Source organism: Bacillus sp. FSL R5-0431, assembly GCF_038002985.1.
Classification (GTDB): Bacteria; Bacillota; Bacilli; order Bacillales; family Bacillaceae; genus Bacillus.
The window spans coordinates 1,039,112-1,063,200 of record NZ_JBBOOG010000001.1 but is presented as its reverse complement, the minus strand read 5'-3'; the positions used below and the strand labels follow the sequence as shown (position 1 = coordinate 1,063,200).

19 protein-coding genes and 2 pseudogenes are annotated in these 24,089 nt (G+C 42.1%); 9 read left to right on the top strand and 12 right to left on the bottom strand.

The genetic code is table 11. The annotated features are described in order from the left end of the window. Positions 1 to 17: 17 nt before the first annotated feature. From MKZ03_RS05185 to asnB, 4 genes and pseudogenes are all read right to left on the bottom strand, one after another. Positions 18 to 857: a phytoene/squalene synthase family protein gene (locus MKZ03_RS05185; RefSeq protein WP_106041529.1), complete on the bottom strand. Its 840-nt coding sequence runs from the start codon at positions 855 to 857 to the stop codon at positions 18 to 20. Beyond that, a pseudogene (locus MKZ03_RS05180) lies at positions 850 to 2,288 on the bottom strand (phytoene desaturase family protein). Before MKZ03_RS05180 ends, MKZ03_RS05185 begins: the two are co-directional and overlap by 8 nt. Next, positions 2,285 to 3,375 (bottom strand): annotated as a pseudogene (locus MKZ03_RS05175) (phytoene desaturase family protein). The pseudogenes MKZ03_RS05180 and MKZ03_RS05175 overlap by 4 nt, the downstream one beginning before the upstream one ends. Before the next feature lie 147 nt (positions 3,376 to 3,522). After that, positions 3,523 to 5,364: an asparagine synthase (glutamine-hydrolyzing) gene (gene asnB, locus MKZ03_RS05170; RefSeq protein WP_307499431.1), complete on the bottom strand. Its 1,842-nt coding sequence runs from the start codon at positions 5,362 to 5,364 to the stop codon at positions 3,523 to 3,525. Between the two features lie 156 nt (positions 5,365 to 5,520). On the opposite strand from asnB, the gene MKZ03_RS05165 reads away from it, so the two are divergent. Further along, positions 5,521 to 6,048 (top strand): DUF2777 family protein, encoded by a 528-nt coding sequence (locus MKZ03_RS05165; RefSeq protein ID WP_106039541.1) that lies wholly within the window; start codon positions 5,521 to 5,523, stop codon positions 6,046 to 6,048. Between the two features lie 38 nt (positions 6,049 to 6,086). Here MKZ03_RS05165 and MKZ03_RS05160 read toward each other — a convergent pair whose 3' ends face one another. From MKZ03_RS05160 to cotG, 3 genes are all read right to left on the bottom strand, one after another. Then, positions 6,087 to 6,455, bottom strand: coding sequence for a YisL family protein (locus tag MKZ03_RS05160; RefSeq protein ID WP_034663442.1), 369 nt, complete (start codon positions 6,453 to 6,455; stop codon positions 6,087 to 6,089). A 92-nt stretch (positions 6,456 to 6,547) separates the two neighbouring features. After that, positions 6,548 to 7,453 carry a fumarylacetoacetate hydrolase family protein gene (locus tag MKZ03_RS05155; RefSeq protein WP_106041523.1) on the bottom strand — a complete coding sequence of 302 codons (906 nt, stop codon included), beginning with the start codon at positions 7,451 to 7,453 and terminating at the stop codon, positions 6,548 to 6,550. 126 nt (positions 7,454 to 7,579) lie between these two features. Further along, entirely contained in the window at positions 7,580 to 8,140 is a 561-nt protein-coding gene (cotG, locus tag MKZ03_RS18990) for a spore coat protein CotG (protein WP_400559102.1), read from the bottom strand. Positions 8,141 to 8,345: 205 nt separating this feature from the next. On the opposite strand from cotG, the gene MKZ03_RS05145 reads away from it, so the two are divergent. From MKZ03_RS05145 to MKZ03_RS05110, 8 genes are all read left to right on the top strand, one after another. Continuing rightward, the gene (locus MKZ03_RS05145) at positions 8,346 to 9,440 is read left to right on the top strand and encodes a CotH kinase family protein (RefSeq protein ID WP_341031167.1); all 1,095 of its coding nucleotides are present in this window, start codon (positions 8,346 to 8,348) and stop codon (positions 9,438 to 9,440) included. Positions 9,441 to 9,562: 122 nt separating this feature from the next. Beyond that, complete coding sequence (locus MKZ03_RS05140; protein ID WP_012009503.1) at positions 9,563 to 9,724, top strand: aspartyl-phosphate phosphatase Spo0E family protein; 162 nt, start codon at positions 9,563 to 9,565, stop codon at positions 9,722 to 9,724. 127 nt (positions 9,725 to 9,851) lie between these two features. Further along, positions 9,852 to 10,073: a spore germination protein gene (locus MKZ03_RS05135; RefSeq protein ID WP_003211745.1), complete on the top strand. Its 222-nt coding sequence runs from the start codon at positions 9,852 to 9,854 to the stop codon at positions 10,071 to 10,073. A 14-nt stretch (positions 10,074 to 10,087) separates the two neighbouring features. After that, complete coding sequence (locus MKZ03_RS05130) at positions 10,088 to 10,321, top strand: spore germination protein GerPB (RefSeq protein WP_034663458.1); 234 nt, start codon at positions 10,088 to 10,090, stop codon at positions 10,319 to 10,321. Positions 10,322 to 10,352: 31 nt separating this feature from the next. Beyond that, on the top strand, positions 10,353 to 10,967 hold the full coding sequence (locus MKZ03_RS05125; RefSeq protein ID WP_307499426.1) for a spore germination protein GerPC: 615 nt from the start codon (positions 10,353 to 10,355) through the stop codon (positions 10,965 to 10,967). Next, a complete protein-coding gene (locus tag MKZ03_RS05120; RefSeq protein ID WP_003210893.1) occupies positions 10,964 to 11,140 on the top strand; it encodes a germination protein GerPD in 177 nt (58 codons plus the stop codon). Before MKZ03_RS05125 ends, MKZ03_RS05120 begins: the two co-directional genes overlap by 4 nt. Beyond that, the gene (locus MKZ03_RS05115) at positions 11,140 to 11,571 is read left to right on the top strand and encodes a spore germination protein GerPE (RefSeq protein WP_106041519.1); all 432 of its coding nucleotides are present in this window, start codon (positions 11,140 to 11,142) and stop codon (positions 11,569 to 11,571) included. Before MKZ03_RS05120 ends, MKZ03_RS05115 begins: the two co-directional genes overlap by 1 nt. A 22-nt stretch (positions 11,572 to 11,593) precedes the next feature. Beyond that, complete coding sequence (locus MKZ03_RS05110; RefSeq protein ID WP_003211468.1) at positions 11,594 to 11,812, top strand: spore germination protein; 219 nt, start codon at positions 11,594 to 11,596, stop codon at positions 11,810 to 11,812. Positions 11,813 to 11,858: 46 nt separating this feature from the next. On the opposite strand, the gene MKZ03_RS05105 is transcribed toward MKZ03_RS05110, so the two are convergent. Genes MKZ03_RS05105 through addB form a run of 5 tightly spaced genes read right to left on the bottom strand, consistent with a single transcriptional unit; the run spans position 11,859 to position 23,963 of the window. Next, positions 11,859 to 12,158, bottom strand: a complete 300-nt coding sequence (locus tag MKZ03_RS05105) for an HNH endonuclease (protein ID WP_341031164.1) — start codon at positions 12,156 to 12,158, stop codon at positions 11,859 to 11,861. A gap of 19 nt (positions 12,159 to 12,177) precedes the next feature. Continuing rightward, positions 12,178 to 15,573, bottom strand: a complete 3,396-nt coding sequence (gene sbcC / locus MKZ03_RS05100) for an exonuclease subunit SbcC (RefSeq protein WP_341031162.1) — start codon at positions 15,571 to 15,573, stop codon at positions 12,178 to 12,180. Beyond that, positions 15,570 to 16,745: an exonuclease subunit SbcD gene (sbcD, locus tag MKZ03_RS05095; RefSeq protein ID WP_341031160.1), complete on the bottom strand. Its 1,176-nt coding sequence runs from the start codon at positions 16,743 to 16,745 to the stop codon at positions 15,570 to 15,572. The genes sbcC and sbcD overlap by 4 nt, the downstream gene beginning before the upstream one ends. Positions 16,746 to 16,771: 26 nt before the next feature. Further along, complete coding sequence (gene addA, locus MKZ03_RS05090; protein ID WP_341031158.1) at positions 16,772 to 20,476, bottom strand: helicase-exonuclease AddAB subunit AddA; 3,705 nt, start codon at positions 20,474 to 20,476, stop codon at positions 16,772 to 16,774. Then, positions 20,454 to 23,963, bottom strand: coding sequence for a helicase-exonuclease AddAB subunit AddB (gene addB, locus MKZ03_RS05085; protein ID WP_334748548.1), 3,510 nt, complete (start codon positions 23,961 to 23,963; stop codon positions 20,454 to 20,456). Before addB ends, addA begins: the two co-directional genes overlap by 23 nt. Positions 23,964 to 24,089: the final 126 nt, after the last annotated feature.

Sequence of the window (24,089 nt, the reverse complement as noted above, 5' to 3'; positions counted from 1 at the left end):
GCGGGTGCAGTCCTTTTTTACGTAATATCTTCTAAAATAAGTGCTTTTTCCTGATTTGAAATAAATAATCGCTGTGTAAACACGCGGTATTCATTTTCTCTTGTTTTATCTAAAATGGCTTTATAAAAGTGAGCAGCTGCTTTCACTGATATACGTGAATAAAGCGGGAATTCATGAAGATGGTCAAAAAACTCCTCGTAGTATGCTTCTGCCTCAAAGGCAATGTACTCCCATACGTGCTGAAATGCTTGATTGACAATGCCTTCTTGCAATTCTTGCTCTGTATATCCGAATTGATCCATGACTTGCTTTGGCAAATAAATGCGGTCTCTTTCAGCCTTATCCTCGCCGATGTCACGAAGGATGTTGGTCAGCTGCAAGCCAATACCTAATGAAATGGCTGCTTCTTTCAGCTGTTCTTTTTTACGCGGTGCAATAATGGGAAGCAGCATAAGCCCAACGGTACTAGCCACATGGTAGGAATAGATGAGCAGTTCATCTAACGTTTCATACCGGTGCTGCTCTAAATCCATCTCTTGACCTTGGAGCAAGTCACGGAACGGGGCTTCATCCATACGAAACTCTTGAAATGTATGTTCTAGCGCCACCCACATCGGATCATTCCGATCTACCTCACCATGTAAAAATCGATCAAACGTCTCTCGAAAGGAGGCAAGCTCCTCTTTTGGTGAGGGGGACTCATCTACAATATCATCTGCTCTCCGGCAAAAGGAATACACAGCCCAGACGGCCTGTCTTTTCTTTTTAGGCAGCATGGAAAAGGCACGGTAAAACGTTTTGGAATGGGTTTGAATGGTCTCCTCACACAATTTCAATGCTGTTTGTACATCAACCACTTAGTTTCACTTCCTTTCTGTCATTCAAATCTTTTAACAGCACAGAAGCCATCAGCTTCGCACTTTGCATCACGATCGGCACCCCGCCGCCAGGATGGATGGAAGCACCTACCGCATAAAGATTGCCCGTCTCAGCTACCTTCACTTGCGGGCGGAAGACACCTGATTGAAACAAGTTAGGCGCAAGTCCAAAGCTGCCGCCTTCAAACAATCCTTCTCGCAAGGAATCATTTGGTGTTCTGATTTTTTTCCAGACAATCGACTCTCGCAATCTTGGAAAGCCTCTTTTCTCAAGACGATCGACCATTTTCTCTACAAAATCCGTCTCCTCTTCCCAGTTGATATGATCTCCTGAGGGAACGGGAATCAGCATATATAAAACACTACAGCCTTCCGGGGCAAGAGATGGATCAATAATCGATGGATTAAACGTATAAAACGACGGATCTTGAGGGATCGTCTTCGTTTGAAAAACCTCTTTCATATGCTGATCAAAGTGTTCGCCCATAAAAAATTGGTGAACAGGCGCATCATGGTACATCTTGTTTAACCCTAGATACACCATCACACAGCCAGAAGACGGCACGTATTTACGCCGATCTTGTTCGTCTAAACCAAGCTGTTTTAACGCAGCTGGATAATCTCCGTTGATCACAAATGCGCCACGCGCTTTCCCTCAAACTCTAGCTCCGTGACTTCTTCATTTTTTCTTATATGCACACCCATTTTTATGAGCTGCCTCTCTAGTATATCTACTAAGCTCGCATAGCCGCCTTTTAAATAGTAGATTCCATGTGCGTGCTCACTATATGAAACGAGCGAATAAATAGCAGATGCTTCATACGGGTTCCCTCCGACATAGAGGGTTTGCAGTGCGTATGCATCTCGCAGGCGTTCGTCTGAGAAATACTTTTTCAGAGCACTTTGAACCGTTCGATACGTCTTTAATTTCATTAAAATCTTCATGTTTGCTTTTGTAAAAAATGTACGTTTTTCATGAAATGATTTCTCTAGAAAGGCTTGCTGCCCTTCTTGAAAACGGTCTGTCATTTCTTCCATAAACCTTAGAAATCCTTGATCTTCCTTTGGAAATACACGTCTGATTTCCTCTAGCTGACGAAATGCATCAGAGTACTTCGTGTAGAAGGTTCCATCTTGATATTGAATCGTATACAGCGGATCAAGCTGCAAAAGATCAAGAGATGCTTCGTCCATTCCAACCTCATGTAAAATACCTTTTAACATATCAGGAAGTAGGACAATGGTCGGACCTTCATCTACTTTATATCCTTTCTCACGTACAAAAGCAAGTCTTCCGCCAAGTCGCTCATTTTTTTCGACAAGCGTGACATCATGTCCAGCTTTTTTTAAATAAAGTGCTGAGATCATCCCGCCAATCCCGCCACCTGCAATCAATATATGTTTTTTCATGAGGCGCTCCCCTTTTCTTGGTGCGGCAATGTTTTGTGCGTATGTTTCTCTTTTGAATGAATCGCATTTGTCGTGATACATGCTGATTCTAAAATGGTCGGCAGCCCGCTTCCTGGGTGCGTCCCTCCTCCTACGAGCCAGCAATGGTCCAATTCATCAAATTCATTGTGCGGCCTTAGGACCATCATCTGCGTCAGCTGGTGGCCAAGGTTAAATGTAGCTCCTTCGTATACGTAAAGGTCTTCCTCCCATTGCTTCGGTGTGATCATCCCTTCGACTTCTATATGCTGTCTCACATTCTTAAAACCGGTTTTCCGTTCAAGTGTGTCCAGCACAAGTTCTCTAAATTCATCTTGATGCGCTTCCCAGTCAATACCGCTTTGATTGTTGGCAACAGGTGCCAGCACATAAAGAGCTGACTTTCCTTTTGGCGCAAGCGAGTCATCTGTGACACTTGCATTTTGAATATAAATAGAAGGATCATCTGGCAGATCATACGTTTTCGTTATGCCTTTAACAAATTGAGCATAATCATCGGAAAATACGATGGTGTGATGCGGCTCCTCATACATGGTATCTAATCCTAAATAAAGCATAAAGGTGGAGCATGAGAATTTTTTCTTTTTTAATTTTTTCTCGCTATATTTCTTTAAAAGTCCTGGCTCTACAAGCTTTGTCATCACATGTGCAAAGTCTCCATTTTGCGCTTTGTATCGTTCATAAATCGTAAATACCCTTCGCCCTCACCAGGTGCAAAGGCTTCTAACCGTCTATACATTTCATCACGATCTCGAATCATATCTAGCTGATCGTCTTGAAAAATCAATCTATACATTTCTTTTAATTCGATCACATCAATATAGTCATAAAGATTTTTACCAGCAAAGGTGAACAGCTCCTCTGCAATATGAATCATGCTGAGAAAGGTAGGACCCGTATCTAACGTGAAATCACCGAGTTGAAACTTAGAGTTACGTCCGCCAACAAAGGGCTGTTTTTCGTATACCTGAACATCATGTCCTTTGCTTTGAAGCATCATAGCTACCGCAAGTCCCCCTGGTCCTGCTCCGATCACAATGATTTTCATTATCCTTTTTCCTCCAAATTAATTCACTTTAAGTTAATTATACAAATTAGAAAGATTAGATCAACTTTTGATGTGCTCTATTCGTCTCTTGTTATGTATTAAAAAAGCCGGCTTCCCTTCAACAAATGTAAGAAAGCCGACCCTTTATTACGCTTCTATATCAATTCGATACGTTTCAAACCAATGATGAATCTGCGCCAGATGAGCGATTAACTGCGGGCCCTTCATGAGCTGGCCATACCAAGGCACTTGAAAGGAGGCTCCTTCCGTTTCAATCAGCTGGTTTAATTGATGTGCATCTAGAAATTCGTGAAGGACAGAATCTTTTTGCGCAAGGCAATCTGTTAACATCTCTTTCACAGCCTGAGTATAGGCTGGATGATGTGTTTTCGGATAAGGACTCTTCTTGCGATAAAGCACTTCATTCGGTAAAATTCCCTCTAATGCTTTTCGTAAAACCCCTTTTTCACGATTTCCATGCATTTTCATTTCCCAAGGAATATTCCACACATATTCGACAAGGCGATGGTCTGCAAATGGCACACGTACCTCAAGACTCGCCCCCATACTCATTCGGTCTTTTCGATCTAGCAGCGTTGTCATAAACCAGACCATATTTAAGTAAAAAAGTTCTCTTCGGGCTTTATCCACTCCAGTTTCTCCATCTAAAAGAGGCGTTTCAGCCACGGTTTCTTCATATTTGCTTTGTGCATATTCTCTTAGTGACAGCTTCTTTTGCCACGAATCTTGTAAGAGCTGCGTTCTGGCTTCCGTCGATCTCATCCAAGGAAAACCATTCGTTTCATTTGCCGCATGGAACCAAGGATAACCTCCAAAAATTTCATCCGCACATTCACCTGACAAACCGACAACAAAGTCCTTTTTAATTTCTCGGCAGAACCAAAGCAAAGAAGAATCAATATCTGCCATACCCGGTAAGTCTCGGACCTCAACCGCTTCCTTCAAATAAGCAGCCAGCTCCTTTTGTCCAATGACGCAGCTGTGATGATTCGTTTGAAACGCCTTGGTCATGCGGTCAATCCATGGACCGTCAGCATTCGGCTGGAATTGACTTGCTTCAAAGAATTGATCATTTCCTTCGTAGTCAACCGAATACGTATGAAGCGGTGCTTTCCCTATTTTCTCAAAGTGCTTAGCGGCAATGGCGGTAATGGCACTCGAATCGACGCCACCCGATAAAAATGTACAAACAGGCACATCAGAAACGAGCTGTCTTGTGACGGCATCTGTAAAGAGATGCTTGACGTGCTGAGCGGTGTCATCAAGTGAGTCCGTATGCGTCTTGCTTTTGACATTCCAGTATCTCCACACACGCAGTCCGTCTTTTGAAAAAGTCAAAGCATGAGCAGGTCTCAGCTCTTTTACCCCTTTAAACACTCCTTGCCCTGGTGTTCTAGACGGTCCTAAACCAAAGATCTCCGATAATCCTTCATGATCGACTTTTGCTTTCATATCAGGGTGAGCAAGTAGCGCTTTGATTTCCGAACCAAATAAAAAGGAATGATGACGTTCTGTATAGAAAAATGGCTTGACGCCGAGCCGGTCTCTCCCTGCAAATAATAATTCACGCTCACTATCCCAGATCACAAATGCAAAAATACCATTAAAATGGGACACACACTCTTCCTTCCATTCTGTGTAGGCGTGAAGAAGAACCTCTGTATCAGAATGTCCAAGAAAGCGATGGCCCCTTTTTAACAATTCTTTTCTTATATCTTCTGTGTTATAGAGCTCTCCATTGTATACAACGGTATAAGCATGGTTTTGATGTGTATATGTCATCGGCTGTTTTCCGCCTTCTACATCTACAACCGCTAACCTTTTATGCCCAAATAGAACGTGCTCACTTTTCCACGTATTTGTATCGTCTGGCCCTCTTTTAGATAATGTATCTGTCATTTGATTGATTACATGATCCTGTTGGATGAGCTGCTTTTTAAAGTCTGCCCAGCCTGTTATTCCACACATCATCATCAGCTCCCATCCGTTTTTCCTCAAGTGTTCTCATTCAGCCTTTCTTAGTTTATGCATCGTCTCCTTGATAGTTGATTTGTCCTTTTTTTCTCGGGCGTATAGGACAAGCATGATTTGGTAAGAAAAGAAAGAGGAAAGGAGCTTTTGCAAATGGAAAAACGAATGAAGCAGCTTGAACGCTGCAGTCGAAGATGGTGCAGCGGGTATTTACTGATTGAAAACGGGCATTGCTTGATTGAAGATGAAGAAGGAGACATCATGCTGCCAGAAAGTCTTCAAAGCACGATGATCTGTTTGAAGGAAAATGGCAGGTGGACCAAAGGGGAACTGCTCGGGTCCATGATACTTCATGAAAGTGGGCAGCTAGTAGAAGTACAAGGCGGTGAAGTGATTCAATATACGGCATCACTTGCGAAAGGATGGCTTGACCTACTGATGTTCGTTCCTGAAAACGTTTTTTTTGAAATCATTGCACAGGTAGAGCAGCTTGGTTTTTCCGTCTACGATTGTGTTTTCTCCTCCTTTCATTCTTTTCAACGAGTTTCTTTCTTTCAGTTTTCGACAGATTCACAATCACTTGCCCTTCAATGTCACCATGACTCCGCCGCAGGTCAAATTCGTTTTGAATGGACCACTTCTGACGGTTACCGGTCGGTTTCGCAATTTGATGGCATATAAAAAGGACACTGCTTCGTATAAGCAATGCCCTTTTTATGTTAAAAGATATGGAAACCGATCGGCAAACGTAAACCGAGAAGAATGGTCACAATCGCGAACACGATAAAACCAATCAATACACCAGTCACCGATTTTCCTTTTTTCTTGCGTACAAGAACCATTTCCATGAAGCCGATCACAAGGATACCGAGAATCATTTTACCGATATACTCGCCACCGAAACCTGGAATTTTCATTCCTGTGCGAACATACAGCTCTACGCCTGTTGCGATAATGATCAAGTACAATAGTCTGACAATCATGTGCACAATTTTAGCACCTTTGTCATTTTTACCTGCTAGAGCAAAGGCAACGAAGAATAAAATAATCCCTAGCACCCATGCAGTAATATGTAAATGCGTTCCCATCTGTTATTTCCCCCTTTATCAGAACAATTACCTTCTCATCGTACCACGAAATAAGTCGAACACAAAGCGACAATCCTGTGTCATCGCACTCTTTATTTGACGCGATTCGATAGCGTTCCAATCGGCTCAATCGTGATGTCAATTCGATCCCCTGAAGCTAAGAACTTAGGCGGTTCAAAGCCTTTGCCAACCCCAGAAGGTGTTCCCGTTGCAATGATGTCACCAGCTTCTAGTGTCATCCCTTTTGAAAGAGTAGAAACAATATTCTCGATGGAGAAAATCATTAATTCTGTACTGGCAGACTGGCGAACCTCTCCGTTTACCTTTGTTTCCACATGGAGCGCACCATGATCCTCGACCACTGACTTATGCACAATATAAGGTCCTATCGGGCAAGTTGTATCTAAGCTTTTACCTATGAAAAATTGTTTGTGTTTTTTCTGCAAATCTCTTGCCGTTACGTCATTTAAAATGGTGTAACCGAATAGATAATCGCGGACCTCTTCAGGTGCAATATTCTTCCCTGATTTGCCCATCACGATCGCAAGCTCCCCTTCATAGTCCAGCTCACTGGTCACATCTTCATGAAGGAGAATATCCGCTTCATGTCCAACGACTGAAGTAGGTGCCTTTGTAAAGATCATCACATCTTTAGGGATATCCGCTGCACTTCCCATCTCCATGACATGATCTTGATAATTCTTTCCAACACACATGATGTTTTTAGCTGGCTTTGGAATCGGCGCATGGAGTTTCACTTCCGAAAGCGGATATACATAAGAACCGCGGTCTTCTTCTTTTTTCTCAGCCCAGTCAAGGAGCTGTTTGACATGCTCAACAAACTTGTCCCCCATATGAATACATTCAGCTAAAGAGTTTGGCAGTGTCTCAAGCTCAAATAATTTGGCTTCTGCCTTTTTGACGTCCATGACCCATTCATCATCAATGACTACCCCAATAAACATTCTGCTATGTATCTCACCTGTAAAAAACTTCATGTCTTCCCCTCACAATCTTCATTTCGCTAAGTGATGATGTCTCATTTTATTTCTCTATGAAATAAAAAAAACCCTTTTTTATCATACTCTCTTTTAAAAAGGGTTTCAAAAAAGATGATCTGATGTTTAGCGGTAGCGGCGATATTCCCACATGTTCCCTTGGTCCCATTTGCGATCAACATTTCCTCTGCTGTGGGAATGATGCTTTTTCTTTCCACATCTTTTGCAAGAGCGGCTGCGTTTATGGTGATGAGAACGTTTAGATCGATGGCAGCTTCTATGGTGATGAGATCGTTTAGATCGATGGCTGCGATGTGACTTGCGGCAGCTTTTCTTATGATGGGATCTGTGTTTGCTGCGACATGATTTTTTCGGTTCACTCTTTTTACTTCTGCAAGATTTCTTGCTTTTGCACGACTTTTTACTTTTGCATGGTTTCTCACTTTTCACGCTTTTCTTTGAACAGCGACTTTTTTTCGAACGATAGCTCTTGTAGCTTTTTTTACTGCGGTGTGATTTACGGCATCCGCCTCCACCAAAGAACCAATGACGGCGTTTTGAATGGCGAGAACGTGCTGACTTGTGCGATCGTCTCGATTCTGGTTCACGATCTAAGTGATGATCACGTCCTTCACTTCGAAGTGAATCCACTGCATGTTCAATATGTGAATGATCAAATGTGCTCACGAACGATTCCCCTCCCAGTCTATACTTTGACAAAACAAACAGATCAAGCTGTTTATCTTCTCTGCTTTATGTTACGAGACTTGGTAGACAAGTGTTCTTGGCGGATGCCCCTTTCTTTTAAAACTCCATGAATACCTAACAAGCGGGTACAGGACATTCCTCCATTTTCATATCGTAAAGAAGAGCATAGGAGGCTGATGAACGCATGACCACAGAACCTTTAAAGCAAATGGATGTTTGGATTCATCCAAAGGACCTGATTGAATTAAGAAAAGACATATGGAACGATGAACCTGTTGAGGCCATTTTGAAAACCGGCCAGATCAAATCACACATTTATGTTTCATACCGCGGGTCTCACATTAGAAAGCTGAAAAAGAAGTCCTATCAAATTGAATATCGTAAGCCAAAGCAAAGACAAGGCGAATCTATCTTTCATTTAAATGCAGAGTACAATGACCCTTCGTTTATCCGAAATAGACTGTCCTTTTATTTCTTCGAGCAGATAGGGGTGCTAAGCCCGGCTGCGTCTCATGTGTTTCTCACTATAAACGGAAGAAAAGAAGGCATTTATTTAAAAATAGAATCTGTTGATGAGCACTTTTTTCAGAAAAGGCAGCTTTCAGGAGGCGGCATTTATTATGCAGTCGATGACGATGCCAACTTCTCCCTTTTGAGTTCGTTTGATAAAAAGCCCAAAAAACACCTCCTCCTCGGGTACGAGAAAAAAACGGGGACTTCTCAACACGATCAGCAGCTGAGTGAATTTATTTACTTTCTCAACACAGCGAAAGATGATATATTTGCAGAAAAAATTGAGCAATACCTAGATGTAACACAGTATTTCCGCTGGCTCATTGGTGTAGTGTGCACACAAAACTTTGATGGCTTTGTCCATAACTACGCTCTTTATGTGAATGAACAAGGAAAATTTCAAGTACTTCCTTGGGATTATGATGCGACATGGGGCCGTGACATTCATGGAGAAGAAATGGCATTTGATTATATTCCAGTAAACGGCTTTAATACTTTAACTGCTAGGTTACTAGATATCCCTTCTTTTAAGAGATCCTATTACACGCTTTTTCAGCATGTACTCGATACACATTTTTTAGAAGACCGGCTTTGTCCAATCATCGAGAAATGGCATGCCTCTATCGAGAACCGAATTGGAGATGATCCTTATACGAGAGATCGAAAAGACATCCTACAATCAGAACGAGAGGTCATCCGGCAGTATATCAACAAAAGACGACGTTATTTACAGGCTGAAATAAGAAAAGAGATATATGGCAAGTAAGGACGCTTTCGAATTTTGTCACTTTATTACTCATATTGACGAAACAGCTTTTTTTATAGAAAAATAGGGTATACTAACCATATCCTTCTATTATATAAAAAATGTGAGAGTTGGCGTCCGTTATGATCAATTATGAAATTGAACAAAAAAGATTACATTTAATTGAGACAGCAAAAAAATTCGGGATGAATGCCGAAGAAACCATCAGGTGCAGTCAAGAGCTTGATACACTCTTAAATAAAGGCATCAAATACACCTCGAATGAATGCTCTAAAAAAGGGTAAACCATACACCTAATTCCTCTCATCAAAAGCTTTCAAAAAGACAATCACACATTAAAAGACCCATCATAAGCTATGGTGAAACGCCCAAAAACAAAGTGCCTTATTTTTATAAAGGATGTGCACCGCTATGCCGGCTATTGTTGGAGCCTTTAAAGTAAATGCCGTCGGAACGAGCGGAGTCGTTCATGTTGGAGACTGCATCACCATTTCTCCAAATAGTCAGGTTAAAACGTTTGCTGGCGCAGGCAGTTTTAACACTGGTGATCAATTGCGCATTAGCAACTATAAAAGTGTGACAAATACGTACGACAGTGATGTCATTGATCAACCGCTTGTTGGTAACTTGTAAGGAGTGAGAATCCGTTGAACTTCTATATTAATCAAGCGATACAAATTAATTATTTGCGTGTAGAGTCTGTAAGTAACTCCTCTGTGCTGCAAATTGGGAGCGCTGGTTCAATTAAAGCTCTTTCTAATCTGTATAACACGGGCAGCTACGTAGAAGCAGCACCTGCCGCAGCAGGCACACAAGGAATTGAAGAATCCCAAGGCGCAAGCACAACACCTTTTGTACCGCTTCAGTCACCAACAACTTAAGTTCATCTGCAATCCCCGGAGGTGTATGTCAATGTATGATTATCAAAGCAACGCTTCACAGGTGCATGGCATCATTCAAAAGCAAACACAAAAAATTATGATGCTTGAAAAAAGGCTTAACGAACTTCAGCAGGAAATGCAAATGATCAAAGATAAACCGACAACGACGATTGAACGGATTGATTATCAATTTGATCAACTGAAAATCGAGCGGCTTGAAGGCACACTGAACATCGGCCTCAATCCATCTGATCCAAACAGTGTTCAAAACTTTGAAGTGGGCCAAACAACAACCCCGGGCATTGGAATGATGCAGCAAGAAATGGCTGATCAATTTTTCAATCAAACACGCCAGCTTGTCGACGCATTCTTAAACGAAGAAGCGCCAGAACTTCTTGAAGAGCTAGAGCAGCGATATGAAGGGTCTCTTGATAAGAGCAACAAACACCACATCATTGAGGACATTCGCAAGCAAATTGACAGCAGAATCAAATACTATGCAGGACAGCTCCCGCACCGGGAAGATATGACCCCGCTGCAGCGTTCAGAACAAATTGCTGAATATGTAAAGCATGATGTCAAACGGGCGATTGAGCACTTCTTAGCCCATATTCCAAATGAAACGAAAGGAGAGGAAAACGGATGAATTTCACAGTCGTCAACCGCAACATCGAGACCGGAAGCATTAAAGTAGTTGGGGTTTCGTCCTCTTCCCTATTTATCATCGGGGACACAGATCATGTACAATTATCTTCCATTTTTGATACACCGCCAGAATCTCTTATCATTGGCCCGTTTGTTCCTCTGGCACCTCGATAATGATAAAGCGCACATCTCAAGTGAAGTTCACGAAGGTGAATTCTGTCGGGATTTCAAGTGTTGTTCAAATCGGTGATACACAGGAGCTATGCCCGAAGGTCAAGGTGTTAGCTGTTCAACGAACCATTAGTTTGTTTTATGGCAATGAAGCAGAAAACTTAGATGCGAAAGAATTTGAAGTGTATTATGAGCCTATTCCATTGATGCTGCCGGAACGATTCGTCAGAACAGCTTTTTACCATGAAAAGCCTGTGATTAAAGTGTCTTCCGTCATTGTCGAAGGGGTTTCGTCCTCTTCTATTTATCAAATTGGCTCTACGTGTGGAGTGAATGGCGTTGCAAGAGTGAAGCATATTCGAGAGTTATTTAGCAACGACGAAAGTCCGCCAAACTCACAAATGGACCTACCTACGCATATGATGGTGATATGACTTCGAATAAAGGATGTCGATTATGCCAGCAATTGTCGGACCCATTTACATTAACTCTATTTCTGGAGGCGTCGTAAACGTCGGTGACTCATTCTACCTGTCGCCTAAAAGTTCGTCAAAATCTGCTTTAGGCTCTGGAGCGGGAAATACCGGAGATTTCTTGATATTAAATAATGGCATTAGCGCCACCAACTATGTGGATCCTGACTTAAATGATCAGAATATGGTAGGCAATGCATAAAGCAGCTCCTCTACAGTCATTTCATTTAGAGGAGCGCTTTTTATGCTTATTTTTTTCTGCGTTGTCTCGATTTTTTTGTTTTAACCAGCTTGCTTGCCGGCTGTTTTCGAATCCATTTGATGTACGAAGCAAGCTTTTCATCCTGCCTTAGTGCATCAAGTGTGTTCAAGCGTGCGGCAAGCTTCTGGTTTGTAAAGAGTGCATGCACTTGTTTATGGCAGGGGATACACAGGAAGGCAGTCGGTAAAAAAGCCCCACCTTCTTCTCTTGGTGTTAAGTGGTGTTCTGTGAGCATGACATTTTGTCTTCCGCACAGCTCACATAATCCAATGGTTTGCTTTGCCACCCTGTCATCACCTCAACATTTACATTAATTCCATTGAGACCGTTGTCCCTTTCCCGCTTGGATCTGCTGGATGGACAATCAGTTTTTTCGGCAGTCTCATTTTCAATTCTTCCACGTGGCTAATCACACCAACTGCTAAATTGTGAGACTGCAGTTTCTCTAATGCGGTAATGACCGTATCAAGCAAGTCTTGATCGAGCGTACCGAATCCTTCATCAAGGAAAAAGAATTGCAGCGGGAATTCACCTCTCAGCTGAATTTGTGCAGAAAGAGCAAGGGCAAGCGCCAGCGATGTCAGGAAGGTTTCCCCGCCGGACAAGCTGGACACAGGACGCCTGACACCACCATTTGCATCATCACGCATAACAAAGCCGCCTTCTGAGTCGACCTCAATCGCATATCTTTGTCTCGTCAACATACCCAAGCGGGCGGATGCATCACGACTGACACTTTCCAGCTGTTCTTCTGCTAAAAATTCAACAAACGTATTCCCTTTAAAAACGGTTTGCAGTTTATCGAGGCGATCAATTTCTTGCTGCAGTGCTTCCAAGCGTTCGTGAATACTTGCAAAGCGCTGATGATTTTCTTCAATCACACGCAGGTGTTCATGTGCGGACCCACTCATTGCTGTCGCTTCTTCCAATGCTTTTTCAGCTGCATCTTTTCTGTGCTGAATGTCAGTCCACTGCTTTTCATCCAGTGACTCTTCTTTCAGTAATTCAGAAATTCGCTTTAAGTTTGCGGCACATTCCTTTCTTTTATCCTCAAATTCCTCCATTTCCTGTTTGACCGATTGACGTACTGCCTGTTCCATTGAAGCAGACTCAATTTCCTGCGGCATATGAAAAGGAGAGGATTCTGTTTCTTTTTCCCATGCTGCTTCTGCTTCTTGTTTTCGCTGGTTCGCCTCTTGAAGCTGACGCTCACTGCTTGAAAAATGGCTTTGCGCCTCACTAAACAACTGCTGCGCGTGCTGCAATTGCTTGTACGATTGCTGTTCTTTTTCATTAAGAAGAGCAAGAGAATGTTCAACCTCAATAAGCTCATCAGAAATAGAGGCAGCTTTTAATGGATATCGGCCTAAATCTGTTTCATATTGATGGATAAGCTGATGCTGACTTTCTAGCTGATGCGCTAGTTTATCAAGTTCTTTCTCGACATTATATATCGCTGTCTGCAGCTGCTCTTTTGCTAGCTGTTTTTCTTCCAAAAACGAAATGCTTTTCTCAATACGTTCTTTATAGCCTTCCGCTTGTTGGTCCTTTTCATCGATTTGCTTTTGCAGCTCTTGTACTTGATTCAATGTAAAATGAGGGAAGGCCTGTTCAAATTGAGTCGTTTGCTCTGAAAGCTCAGATTGAAGCTCTTTGATCAGCACCTCTAATTCTTCGATGCGCTGCTGTTCAAAAGTCATTTGCTCTTTCATCTTGCTCATCTCTGCTGCTTGATTATGCGTTTCATCCATTAAACGAGCTCGTTTACGTTCAACTTCTTGAATATCCTGCTTTATGCCTTTCCATTCTTGCTTCAGATCCTGCAAAGACTGCGGATTTTGTACGGTTTCTACTGCTGCAGCTACTTCCGCTCCCGGGGCTTTCTGAGATAAGAAAGCAAATTGTTTCACTAATTGATTGGCATTCGTTTCGAGGAGCTGCTTTGCGGCATACATGTCTCTCGCATACTCCTCTGCCTGCTTGAGCTCTTTGTCCATCCGTTGAATGACTTCATCGACTTGTGCCACGGTTTCTTCATGGTCATTGGATTCCAAAGCCTTTGAATCATGATGAATTGATCCACAAACCGGACATGGCTCACCATCTACTAGCTCTGCCGCTAATTCTTTTCTTAATTCAGCCGCCCTTACAACATCACGCTGTTTTAATTTTTCGAGCTTCTGATGTTGTTCTTTTTTACTCCATTCTGTTAGAGCTCGTTCGAATTCACATACATAAAAATAGAGGTGTTCAATTGCTTGAAACGATTGGTCTATTTTTTCATGATGGTCGTTTTGCTGTTTTTGAAGCTTTTCATATGCTTCTGAAGTCTGTGAGGCTCGCTTTTTGAGCTCCTCCAGCTTTTGCTTTTCTTTTTGAATGCTGCGGTTTATTCTTTCAACATTTTCACTTAAACGTAAAGCATCCTGTACACTTTTCCGTTCTTTTACTGAGACTTGTAACTGCTCCAGCTCATGCTTCAGCTGTGTTTGTTTCGTCAGTGCACGCTCTAATAGAGATTGAAGATTGTCCGCTTCTTTTTTCTTTTGTATGAATTGCTGCGTTTTTTCATTTTTTTGCTGTTCTATTCCTGTCTTTTCCTGAAAAGCTGTCTCTTTTTTTCGTTCAATTTCCTTTAGATGAATCAGCTGCTCTTTCTTTTGGAGAAGTTCTGGCTCAGTCTCTATTTTCTTTTGCCGGGCTTGCTCATACTCCTGCGTCATTTGATCATAGATCGTTCGTTGATACAGCAGCTGCTTTTCTGCTTCCTGCTTCTCCTTTGATGCTTGAGAAAGCTGTTTTTCAGCCTTTGTTAATGCATCCGCATAGGGCTTTAGCGCCTCTGCCTGCTCTGCGATATTGAGCTTGGCCTTTTTCTCTTCCATTGATGGTGCCAGTAGATTCAGTTTGTTTTGTTCAGTCTCATAAGCTTCTTGTTCCTTTTGATACTGCCAGATCGCTTGCGCCTTTGTAAAAGCAGTGAACGCTTCGTCCCGCGCTTGTTTTTTCTCATGAAAAATGGCTTTTGCCTGCTCTGCTGCTTCCTTTGCTTTTGCCAGCGCCTCTGGGCCAGCTTCCCCTAAACCATTCAGTTCAGCCAGCAGTTCATTTTTTTGCCCATATTGATTCTGAGCTTTTGCACGCAAACGCTTGACGAGCTGATCCCCATACTTTTCCAAGTTAAACAACCGCTGAAGCATTTGACGTCTGTCTGCCCCTTTTAGAGAGAGAAATTCTGCAAATTTCCCTTGAGGTAAGACAACCGCTCGCGTAAAATCATCAATGGTTAATCCGAGTAATTCTTCTACTTTACGATTGACCTCACTCGCTTTATCTGCGAGAACGGTCTGCGTATCACCGATTTCAATCAGGCGGCATAATGTCGTTCTGACTTTCATTTCATCCGCTCGTTTGAAAGCACGTTCAACTTTATAAGAAATATGGTGTTCCTTTTGCAAAGCAAATGTAAAGGAAACCGACAGCTTTTCTTCCGCTTGGTTCAAAATACCATGTGTATTATTTAACGCACGTTCCACTTTGCCATAGAGTGCCAGGGTCATGGCGTCTAATATGGACGACTTTCCACTTCCTGTCGGTCCAAATATGCCAAACACACCTGCATCACATAATGAGCTAAAGTCAATTGTTTGTTCTTCTCTGAAGCTATGAAGTCCTTTAATGGTCAGTGTAATCGGCTTCAAGTCGCTTCCTCCTCTTGCATTTCATTGGCTAGCTCTAAAAACAGTTTGACTGTTTTTTCATCGGGTAAACCGCCACCTGTCTGGCGCTCATAAAATTTCACGAACCGCTCTTCGATCGAGAGCTTTTCCACTTGCTTTTGCTCTTCTATTTGCTGTAGTTCTTTGAACTTTGGTCGAATGTGAACAAACCCACTATGCTGCTTACGGAGCTGATGAATCTCTTCAATAGAGAGCTGGTCTGTTAAATGAACCTCTAAATCAATCCACGCCTGAAGATCACGTTTTTCATCCAGCCACTCGTGCACTTGACTCAGTCCCTCAGTCGCCTTCCATTTCACAAGTGGTTTTCCGCTTGATAAAAACACTTCTTTCCAGCTTGCCTTTTCATTAGGTTTTGCCTCTACAATTGTGACTGATTTGGCATAGCCTGATTCAGAAAAGCTATAAGCAAGAGGTGATCCAGAATACCGGGCAATCGTTTTGGCACGTTTGATCGTTTGCGGGCGGTGCAAATGACCAAGTGCAACATAGCAAGCTGCTTCTGGCAGGCTTTCAGCCGCAACGGTATATGCGCCGCCTACTTCAATCGGTCTTTCTGAATCTGTTTGACTTCCTCCTGCCACATAAATGTGGCTTGTTGCAATATTAACTGTATCCGGCTGGAATTGAGTACTTAAATGTTGAAACGCTTGTTGAATTTTTAAATTGTAATGATCACGAAGCACTTTCTCTTCAAATGTTTCAGCCAGCACCTCATTTAGTCTCGCCTCAGACGGATAAGCGAGTGCTGCAATGGATAAACGTTCACTCGAAGAAGGAACATCGACACGGATGATGTCATTTGTCGGATATCCAATTAAATGAATACCCTGATCATTTGTTAAAGGAGATGCGGCTGATAAGCGATCCGGATTATCGTGATTGCCTGAGATGACCACTACCTGCCGTTTTCCTTTATCAGATAAGGCAGATAGACTTTCATAAAAAAGCTGCTCTGCTCTAGCAGGCGGATTCACTGTATCAAAGGCATCACCGGCCATCACAATGACATCAATGTGTTCGTCTTTCACGATTTGATACAGTTCATCTAAAAACTGTGCTTGCTCATCAAGCCGGCTTCGACCTTCAAGGGTTTTCCCTAAATGCCAATCCGCTGTATGCAGAATCCTCATGTGTTTCACCTCTCATTCCGATACATTTATAAAGAGATTTCTAAATTCCCATCGAAGAAATAGAGAATTTTCTCCTCTAATGTTCTGTTTGTCAAACGCTCTACTGCTTTTGCATATAATGCTATTTGGGTTTCATAGCGCTTTTTCAAGATAGGTTCAGCAGCGTCAAGTCCACCTGTATATCTGCCTTGCACTCTATCCGTTTTATAATCTAGTAAATATAGCTTTCCATCTGTTTCAAATAAACAGTCAATCATTCCTTGAATCAGAACAGGCTCTCCCTCAGTATCAATATGACTGTATACCTCTTTAACAGGTAACACCATACTAAATGATACTTCTCGTTTTACCCAGTCCGCTTTCAGCAGTTTTTGGCCAATTGAAGTAGAGAAGAAAGCAGCAATTCCTTCTTGATCAATTGACCGGACTTGCTCATCTGTTAGCAAGTCTCGCTGCTGCAAGGATTCGAGCAGGTGCCTTATACGTGATTCATCATAGGGCTCCTCAGAAGGAAGCGTGATATGCTGCATGACTGTATGCATTGCGGTGCCTTGTTCTGCGGCAGTGAGTGTTTTTTTCTTCATGAAAGCCGGCCGGTCATACAATGTTGCACGAGCTTTTCGAATAGAAGAAGGAACACTGTACTCATCCTGTATTTCTCTCATCCTTTTTATCTCGGAAACAGACTGCTTTGTGCCGACTTGCGAGGCCGCTAGATATGGATATTTCCATGAAAGTCTCTCTGCCACCTTCTCATCAGCATCACCATATCCTTCAACAGGCAGACCATCCATCAATGCTTGTACTACCTCGTCTTGCTGCTTCTTTTCAAGTGACATATCTTCCTTTAGAAGATCAGAAGCTTGAGTAAATGAGATGGTGAATGTGGACGGATGCGAAAGAACAACATCGCCTGTTTCTTCTAAAATAGATGACATCGCTTGATGACGGATGAGAGCAGGACCAATAAAATCTAAGTATGTTTTCGATTGATAACGTTCAAAATCAGGGAGCAGCCACTCTTCTCCAGTCGCGGCATTTTGCCATTTGCTTAATGCTTTCACCTGATTTTTGACAGAGCCGACCAGAAATAATTTTTCCTTAGCCCTTGTGAGCGCCACATATAGGACCCTCAGCTCTTCAGATAATAACTCTTTTCTCATCTTTTTTTTCATCGCCACAAGCGGTAATGTCGCATAACTAATTCTCAGCTCAGGATGGATATACTTGCTTCCAAAGCCTAGCTCTTTATCAAGTAAGTAGGACTGGTTTAAGTCCATCATATTAAAGTTCCTGCCGAGTCCTGCAGTAAAGACGACTGGAAATTCTAATCCTTTACTGCTGTGGATCGTCATCATGCGCACAACGTCCTCTGTTTCACTGAACGTTTTTGCCGCACCAAGATCATCTCCACGCTCCTGCATTCTTTCAATAAAACGAAGGAATCGAAATAGCCCTCTAAAGGCAGCTTTTTCATATTGCTTGGCTCGATCATAAAGGGCACGAAGATTCGCCTGCCGCTGCTTACCTCCAGGCATCCCGCCAACATAATCAAGATACTGCGTATCTCGGTAGACTTCCCAAATTAATTCTGCCACCGAATGATTGATGGAGAAATCACGCCACTTATGCAGCAATTGGAAAAATCGCTCTAATTTTTTGCATGTAGGGTGATCAGAATGCGTCACACTCATGAATGCCTTTACAGCATCATAATAAGTGCCTTTTTTATCACTCGTTCGAATAAGTGCCATTTCATTTTCATCTAAATGAACAATAGGTGATCTTAAAACAGCTGCAAGCGGAATATCCTGATACGGATTATCGATGACTTTTAACAAAGAAAGAATGACAGACACCTCTGTTGCTTCAAAATAACCAGAGGAAAGATTCGCATATACAGGGATTCCCTGCTTCTTTAATTCTTCCATCATTTGCGGAGCCCACGGCATAGACCGAAGCAAAATGACAATGTCACGATACTGCAAGTTACGGGTCATTTGCTGTTTTGCATCGTACACTTGAAATGGCTGCTCCACCAATTCTCTTATTTTTTTAGCAATGATTCTCGCTTCAAATTGGACGGTCTCAAGTTCTTCTCGCTCTTCGTCGCTTTCCGCTTCCTGCTGATCTAAGTGGACAAGGAGCATTTCTGTCGTTGTATCTTTGCTTTCTGGATAACTCGCTCCAAGCTTTAATTCAGCTTGTTCATCATATTCAATTTCTCCAACTGTTTCCCCCATCAGCTGCTTGAACAAAAAGTTCGTACTATCTAAAACATCTGAACGGCTTCGGAAGTTTTTATTCAAATCAATTCTCTTCCCTGTTTCTTTGCCGTCTGGTTGAAAGTGTTTATATTTGTTTAAAAAGAGCATGGGCTCAGCCAGTCTAAAACGATAAATGGACTGCTTTACATCACCAACCATAAACAGATTGCCCTCTGCAGAATGTTCCCCTTTAGACACAAGCTTTAAAATCGTTTCTTGTACGAGGTTTGTATCCTGGTATTCATCAACGAGCACTTCTTCAAACTGCTGTTGATAGTACTTAGCAGCTTCTGTTTCGATCAAATGTCCTTCTGCATCCTGCTCCGCTAAAATGCGTAAGCAATAGTGCTCTAAATCCGAAAAGTCGACGATTGACTTTTCCTGCTTCGCTCTTTCGAAACGCTCACCAAATTGGATCACAAGCTCTACAAGCGTCTCCACAACTGGCTTCATTTCAGCTAAGCTTTTTAAATGCTGGGCAGGACTGCGCATAAAGTATTCATCTTTTAGCTTTTCTAGTTGTTTTTTTGCTTGATTACGTGCATCTGTGGCCTTTTCTAACAAAACAGGGTCATATTCATCCCCTTTGCACGTTTTGAGCCTTTTAAAATTGACGTTCGGCAAAAGCTCGTAAAGCTCCTCAAAATCATCTTGATGATGGATTAATTCATTGACTTGCTCTAAGTCATCTATAAAATTCTCTGCTCTCGGTGCTGGGCCGCCCGGCTCTTTTGATAGCAAAAGAGCTCGTTCAAGCAGCTCCTGGCAGCTCCGGAGAACGAGAGAAAGATCTTCTTTGATATATGGATAAAACGGTAATTCTTCTACTTTTGTTTGAGCATCTACATCATAAAGTGAAAGGAATGCCCTCATCCATTGCTCAGGTGAAGGATGAGACCTAGAAAACTCATAAATTCTCTTCACAAGCCATTGCAAATCTAAGTCATGGCGGTCAGAAGTGTAACGATCAACCAGTTCAAAGAATGATGGCTTTCCAGCCTTATATTCATCCTCGAACAGTTCATCTAACACTTCATCTCCTAATAATTCTCCTTCTGTTTGATCTGCCAAACGAAAGCCTGGATCAAGATCAATTTCATAGTAAAAGGTGCGCAAAACCTGCAAGCAAAAGGAGTGCAAGGTAGAAATATTGGCACGATTCATGAGGGACAGCTGCCTTCTCATATGTAGGGACCCAGGGTTTTTGGCTAATTCTTTTTCAAGTGCTTCTGTAATCCGATGCTTCATCTCTGCCGCAGATGCATTTGTGAAAGTCACAACGAGCAGACGGTCCACATCAACTGGATGTTCAGGCCGGGTCATTTTTCGAATCAGCCGTTCAACCAAAACAGCTGTTTTTCCTGACCCTGCCGCCGCCGCAACCAAGATATCTTGTCCTTCTGAAACGATGGCTTCCCATTGGTCATCCGTCCACGTACTGTTATTCGGTTTTGGTATTTGCATACTGATCCCCTTCTTTTTTGATCCGGTCTATCACAACATCATCTTTCTCAGAGGTGAGCACCCTAAAATCATTATCCTCTATTGATTCATCGAATTGGCAAATAGACTTGAATGAACAAAAGCGGCAAGGTGTTTGATCCTTCAATTTATATGGATTAATTGCGACCTCTCCATTTGTAATTCTTTCGCCTGCTTCTTCAAATGTGCGCCGAACGTGTTGTGTGAGTATATGGAAATGATCTTCACTTAAAACTGCAGAGTCAGAACGGAAAGACCCATCCTTTTTCAAGCCGGCTTGAATGACTTGTGATCTACCTGAATCAAGCGTTTGATCCATGAGCTTTACTGCTTCTACATCTTCAAGCAATAAACCCTTCATTTTAAATTTCTTGAATATTTCCTGCTCAATGTCATCCTCTGCAAGCGGAATAGGTGCTTGAATGAGCGGATCATGGATATGGAAATATAAAATGCCAGCAGGCGTCGCTTCAACCCCGAGCCACTCTTTCGAATACGTAATGGTCAGGTCTAAGTAAGTGAGCATTTGCAAGGCAAGCCCATAGTATACTTCTGCTAAGTCAAGACCTTTCTCACTGGATTTGTAGTCGACTATTCTCAAGAGCAGCCCTTTTGAACCTTCTGCTTTATCTACCCGGTCAATTCTTCCGACAAGCTCCATCGTGCAGCCATTCTTTAATTGAAAAGTAAACGGCGGCAATGGCCCTTGCCCCCCAAAACCTAACTCTAGCCCTACTGGAGAAAATCCACTCACTTTGGCATGTTCACTTAATATAGAAGAGACTCGAATCAAGATTTTCTGGAGCTTTTCTTTAATATAAGCATGCCGATTAGAGCTTAATAGAATTTCCTTTTGAAGACGCGGAGCAAGCTGTTCAATCGCATGTTTTGAATAAGTGACACAATCTTCCTTCGTTAGGTTTTTCCAATCCTTTTTTTGTTCAACAAGCGTATCTGAAATATGTTTTAAAGCCGAGTGAAACAACTGGCCGATATCAGGTGCTTCCAATTTGTAAAATTGTCGATCCTTTAGTTTTAACCCATGGGAAGCAAAATGAGAAAATGCACACGCATTGAATTTCTCCATTCTTGAAACACTGCCCTGAATATGATCACCATAAAGCTCTTTTGTGACATTAGGCTTTAATGGCTTCGCTCGATTTGTAAAAAACAAACTTGACATGATGTTTTTTGATACATCTCGATTAGGAGATGTCATTAAGTAGTTATAGACACTCCACCATACACCACTAATGGGATATTGATTGAGCCATTGCTGCAGCTGTGAGACGGTATACGATAACGAAACATGCTCATTCGCTACAAATTTTAATTGCTCCTCGTCATCCAGTTGTTCTGGATCTAACACATAAAGAGCCTGCTGATGATTTGGCATAAGCTCTTGGCAATACTTGATGAGTGTCGAAGGCAAAAGAGAACGTCCTTCTGCATCAGCAGCCGAATAGGATAGATACAAATGACGTGATGGACTCGATAACGCTTGGTAAATTAAAAATTGCTCATCTAGCAGCCGTTCCTTTCCTGTCTCTGCCAGCTCTGCTCCTGCTCGTTTTAACCATTCACGGTCATCCTCAGACAATACACTCTCATCAGAGGGGCGTGCGGGAATAACGCCATCATTTACACCAACGATAAACGTACACTTCACTTGATACATTCTCGATAAATCCATACTTCCAATAAATACTTGGTCGAGTGAAGGCGGAATCAAAGCGAATTTTAGAGAAGCTAATCCTGTATCCATCATTTGTTGGAATAAAGGAAATGAGAGCTCTTCTTCACCTAGCATTTCAACAAATTCATCCATTAATTGAATAACCGCATCCCATACTTGTCCGTGCTGCATTGCTTCAGCTAATCTACCTGCTTCTTCAGCCTCAAGCCTCTCTTTTTCAAGCTTCTCTGGTACTTGTATCTCTTCTAAAAAGACATAGACAGCCTCTACCATGTCTCTTACCTTTTGCGCTTTTTTGAGCCTTTTCTGCAACTGGTAAAGCGGGGGCACGATCCATTCTTTGACGTCATTTAGCATTTGTTCCATTTCAATTTCTTGATCTGTTTGTCCAAAATCCTCATCTAATGATTGGAAGCGCCTGTAATGAAACCGGGAACCGTTTGTCCAGCGTTCTCCTTTTACACCATAAGCAATACAATAGTTTTCGAGCTGATCTGCCTGCTCTCTCGCTTTGTTCTTAGCGAGTTCAAGCGGAAATAAGAACTCTGTTTTCACGCAGCGAAATACCGCTTCATACCGCCAGTTTCCCTTTATGACATCCAAGCTCGAACGAATCAATTCAATGAGCGGATGATACTGCATCGATTCATTTCCATCAATAAAAAAAGGAATATCGTAATCTCGAAAAACCTCTTTTAACGTATCTTTATAGTCGTCTACATGCCGTGCAACAATTGAGATATCTCTCAATCTAAGTCCTTTTTCTCTCACTAAATCAAGTATATCTCTCGCTACACCCTCAATTTCAGCTCGTTTATTTGCACTTTTAGACACTGTGAGATGAGGGGTGTTTTCCTGATATGGCTGCACTGGTCTCTGCTCATATTGGTGTTCTAAATAAGCAAGATCTGGTGTATAAATGTGCCGGTTATTTCTTTCCAAAAGGTTTTCAGAAATGTCAGCTCCGCACTCTCTAGCAAGCTGATAGAGCTGGAAATACGTTTTCCCTGTCATACGAAATAAATCAAGTTCATTTGGCTGCCTATCATGATAGGAGCGATCCACTGTGAAAGCAGCAGTTATTTTTGCTGCATGCAGCAGGAGCTGTTCAATGACAAGAAGCTGCTGCGGTGTAAATTGATAAAAACCATCTATATAAATGTGTGCTCCTTTTATTTCTTCAGATGAAGGAATTTGCTGCGTGAGAAGTGTCAAATAGTCTTCTGAGTGCACATATTCATCTTGTAAATGCTGCTCCATCTGCTGATAAAGAACATGCAGATCATGCAATTTTTCGGCTGCCCGTCTTTCTTCTGTATACTCTGAATACATGCTCGACATTGAAATTTTTTCAATATCCTCCGGCAACATACAATACCTTTTGAATTCAGCCATCGTCTTTTCAATTTGCTCCACAAATCCCGGCTTATCACTCGCTTTTTTGAATACTTTAAACTTTTCTTTCTGCTCTTCAATCACTTTTCTTAAAAGCATTTGAATTCCTGTGCTTGTCACAAATTGCCGGTTCGCTCCGCCAGTCTGCTGTAAAATAGACCAAGCAAGACGTGTGAAACTAAATACTTTGGCCCTGATCATTCCGCCAGCTTCAGACGTTTTTGCAAGCTCATATTCCATTAAAAATGTCATTTGATCCGGGACTAAAAAAATGATTGGCGGACCCAACGGATCAAGCCGAAGCTGTTCTTTGATTTCCTCTAAGATTGCAGTCGTTTTTCCACTCCCCGATCTGCCTGCTAAAAACTGAATCTCCACGTTCCACAACACCTTTCTTATGTACTCATATTCTAGCGAAAATAAAGGGAAATAGCTATTTTCCTATCACGTTCCCGTTCTCCTATCTGATTGAAATAACATAGGCACCTTTCCTCACTCTTTTCA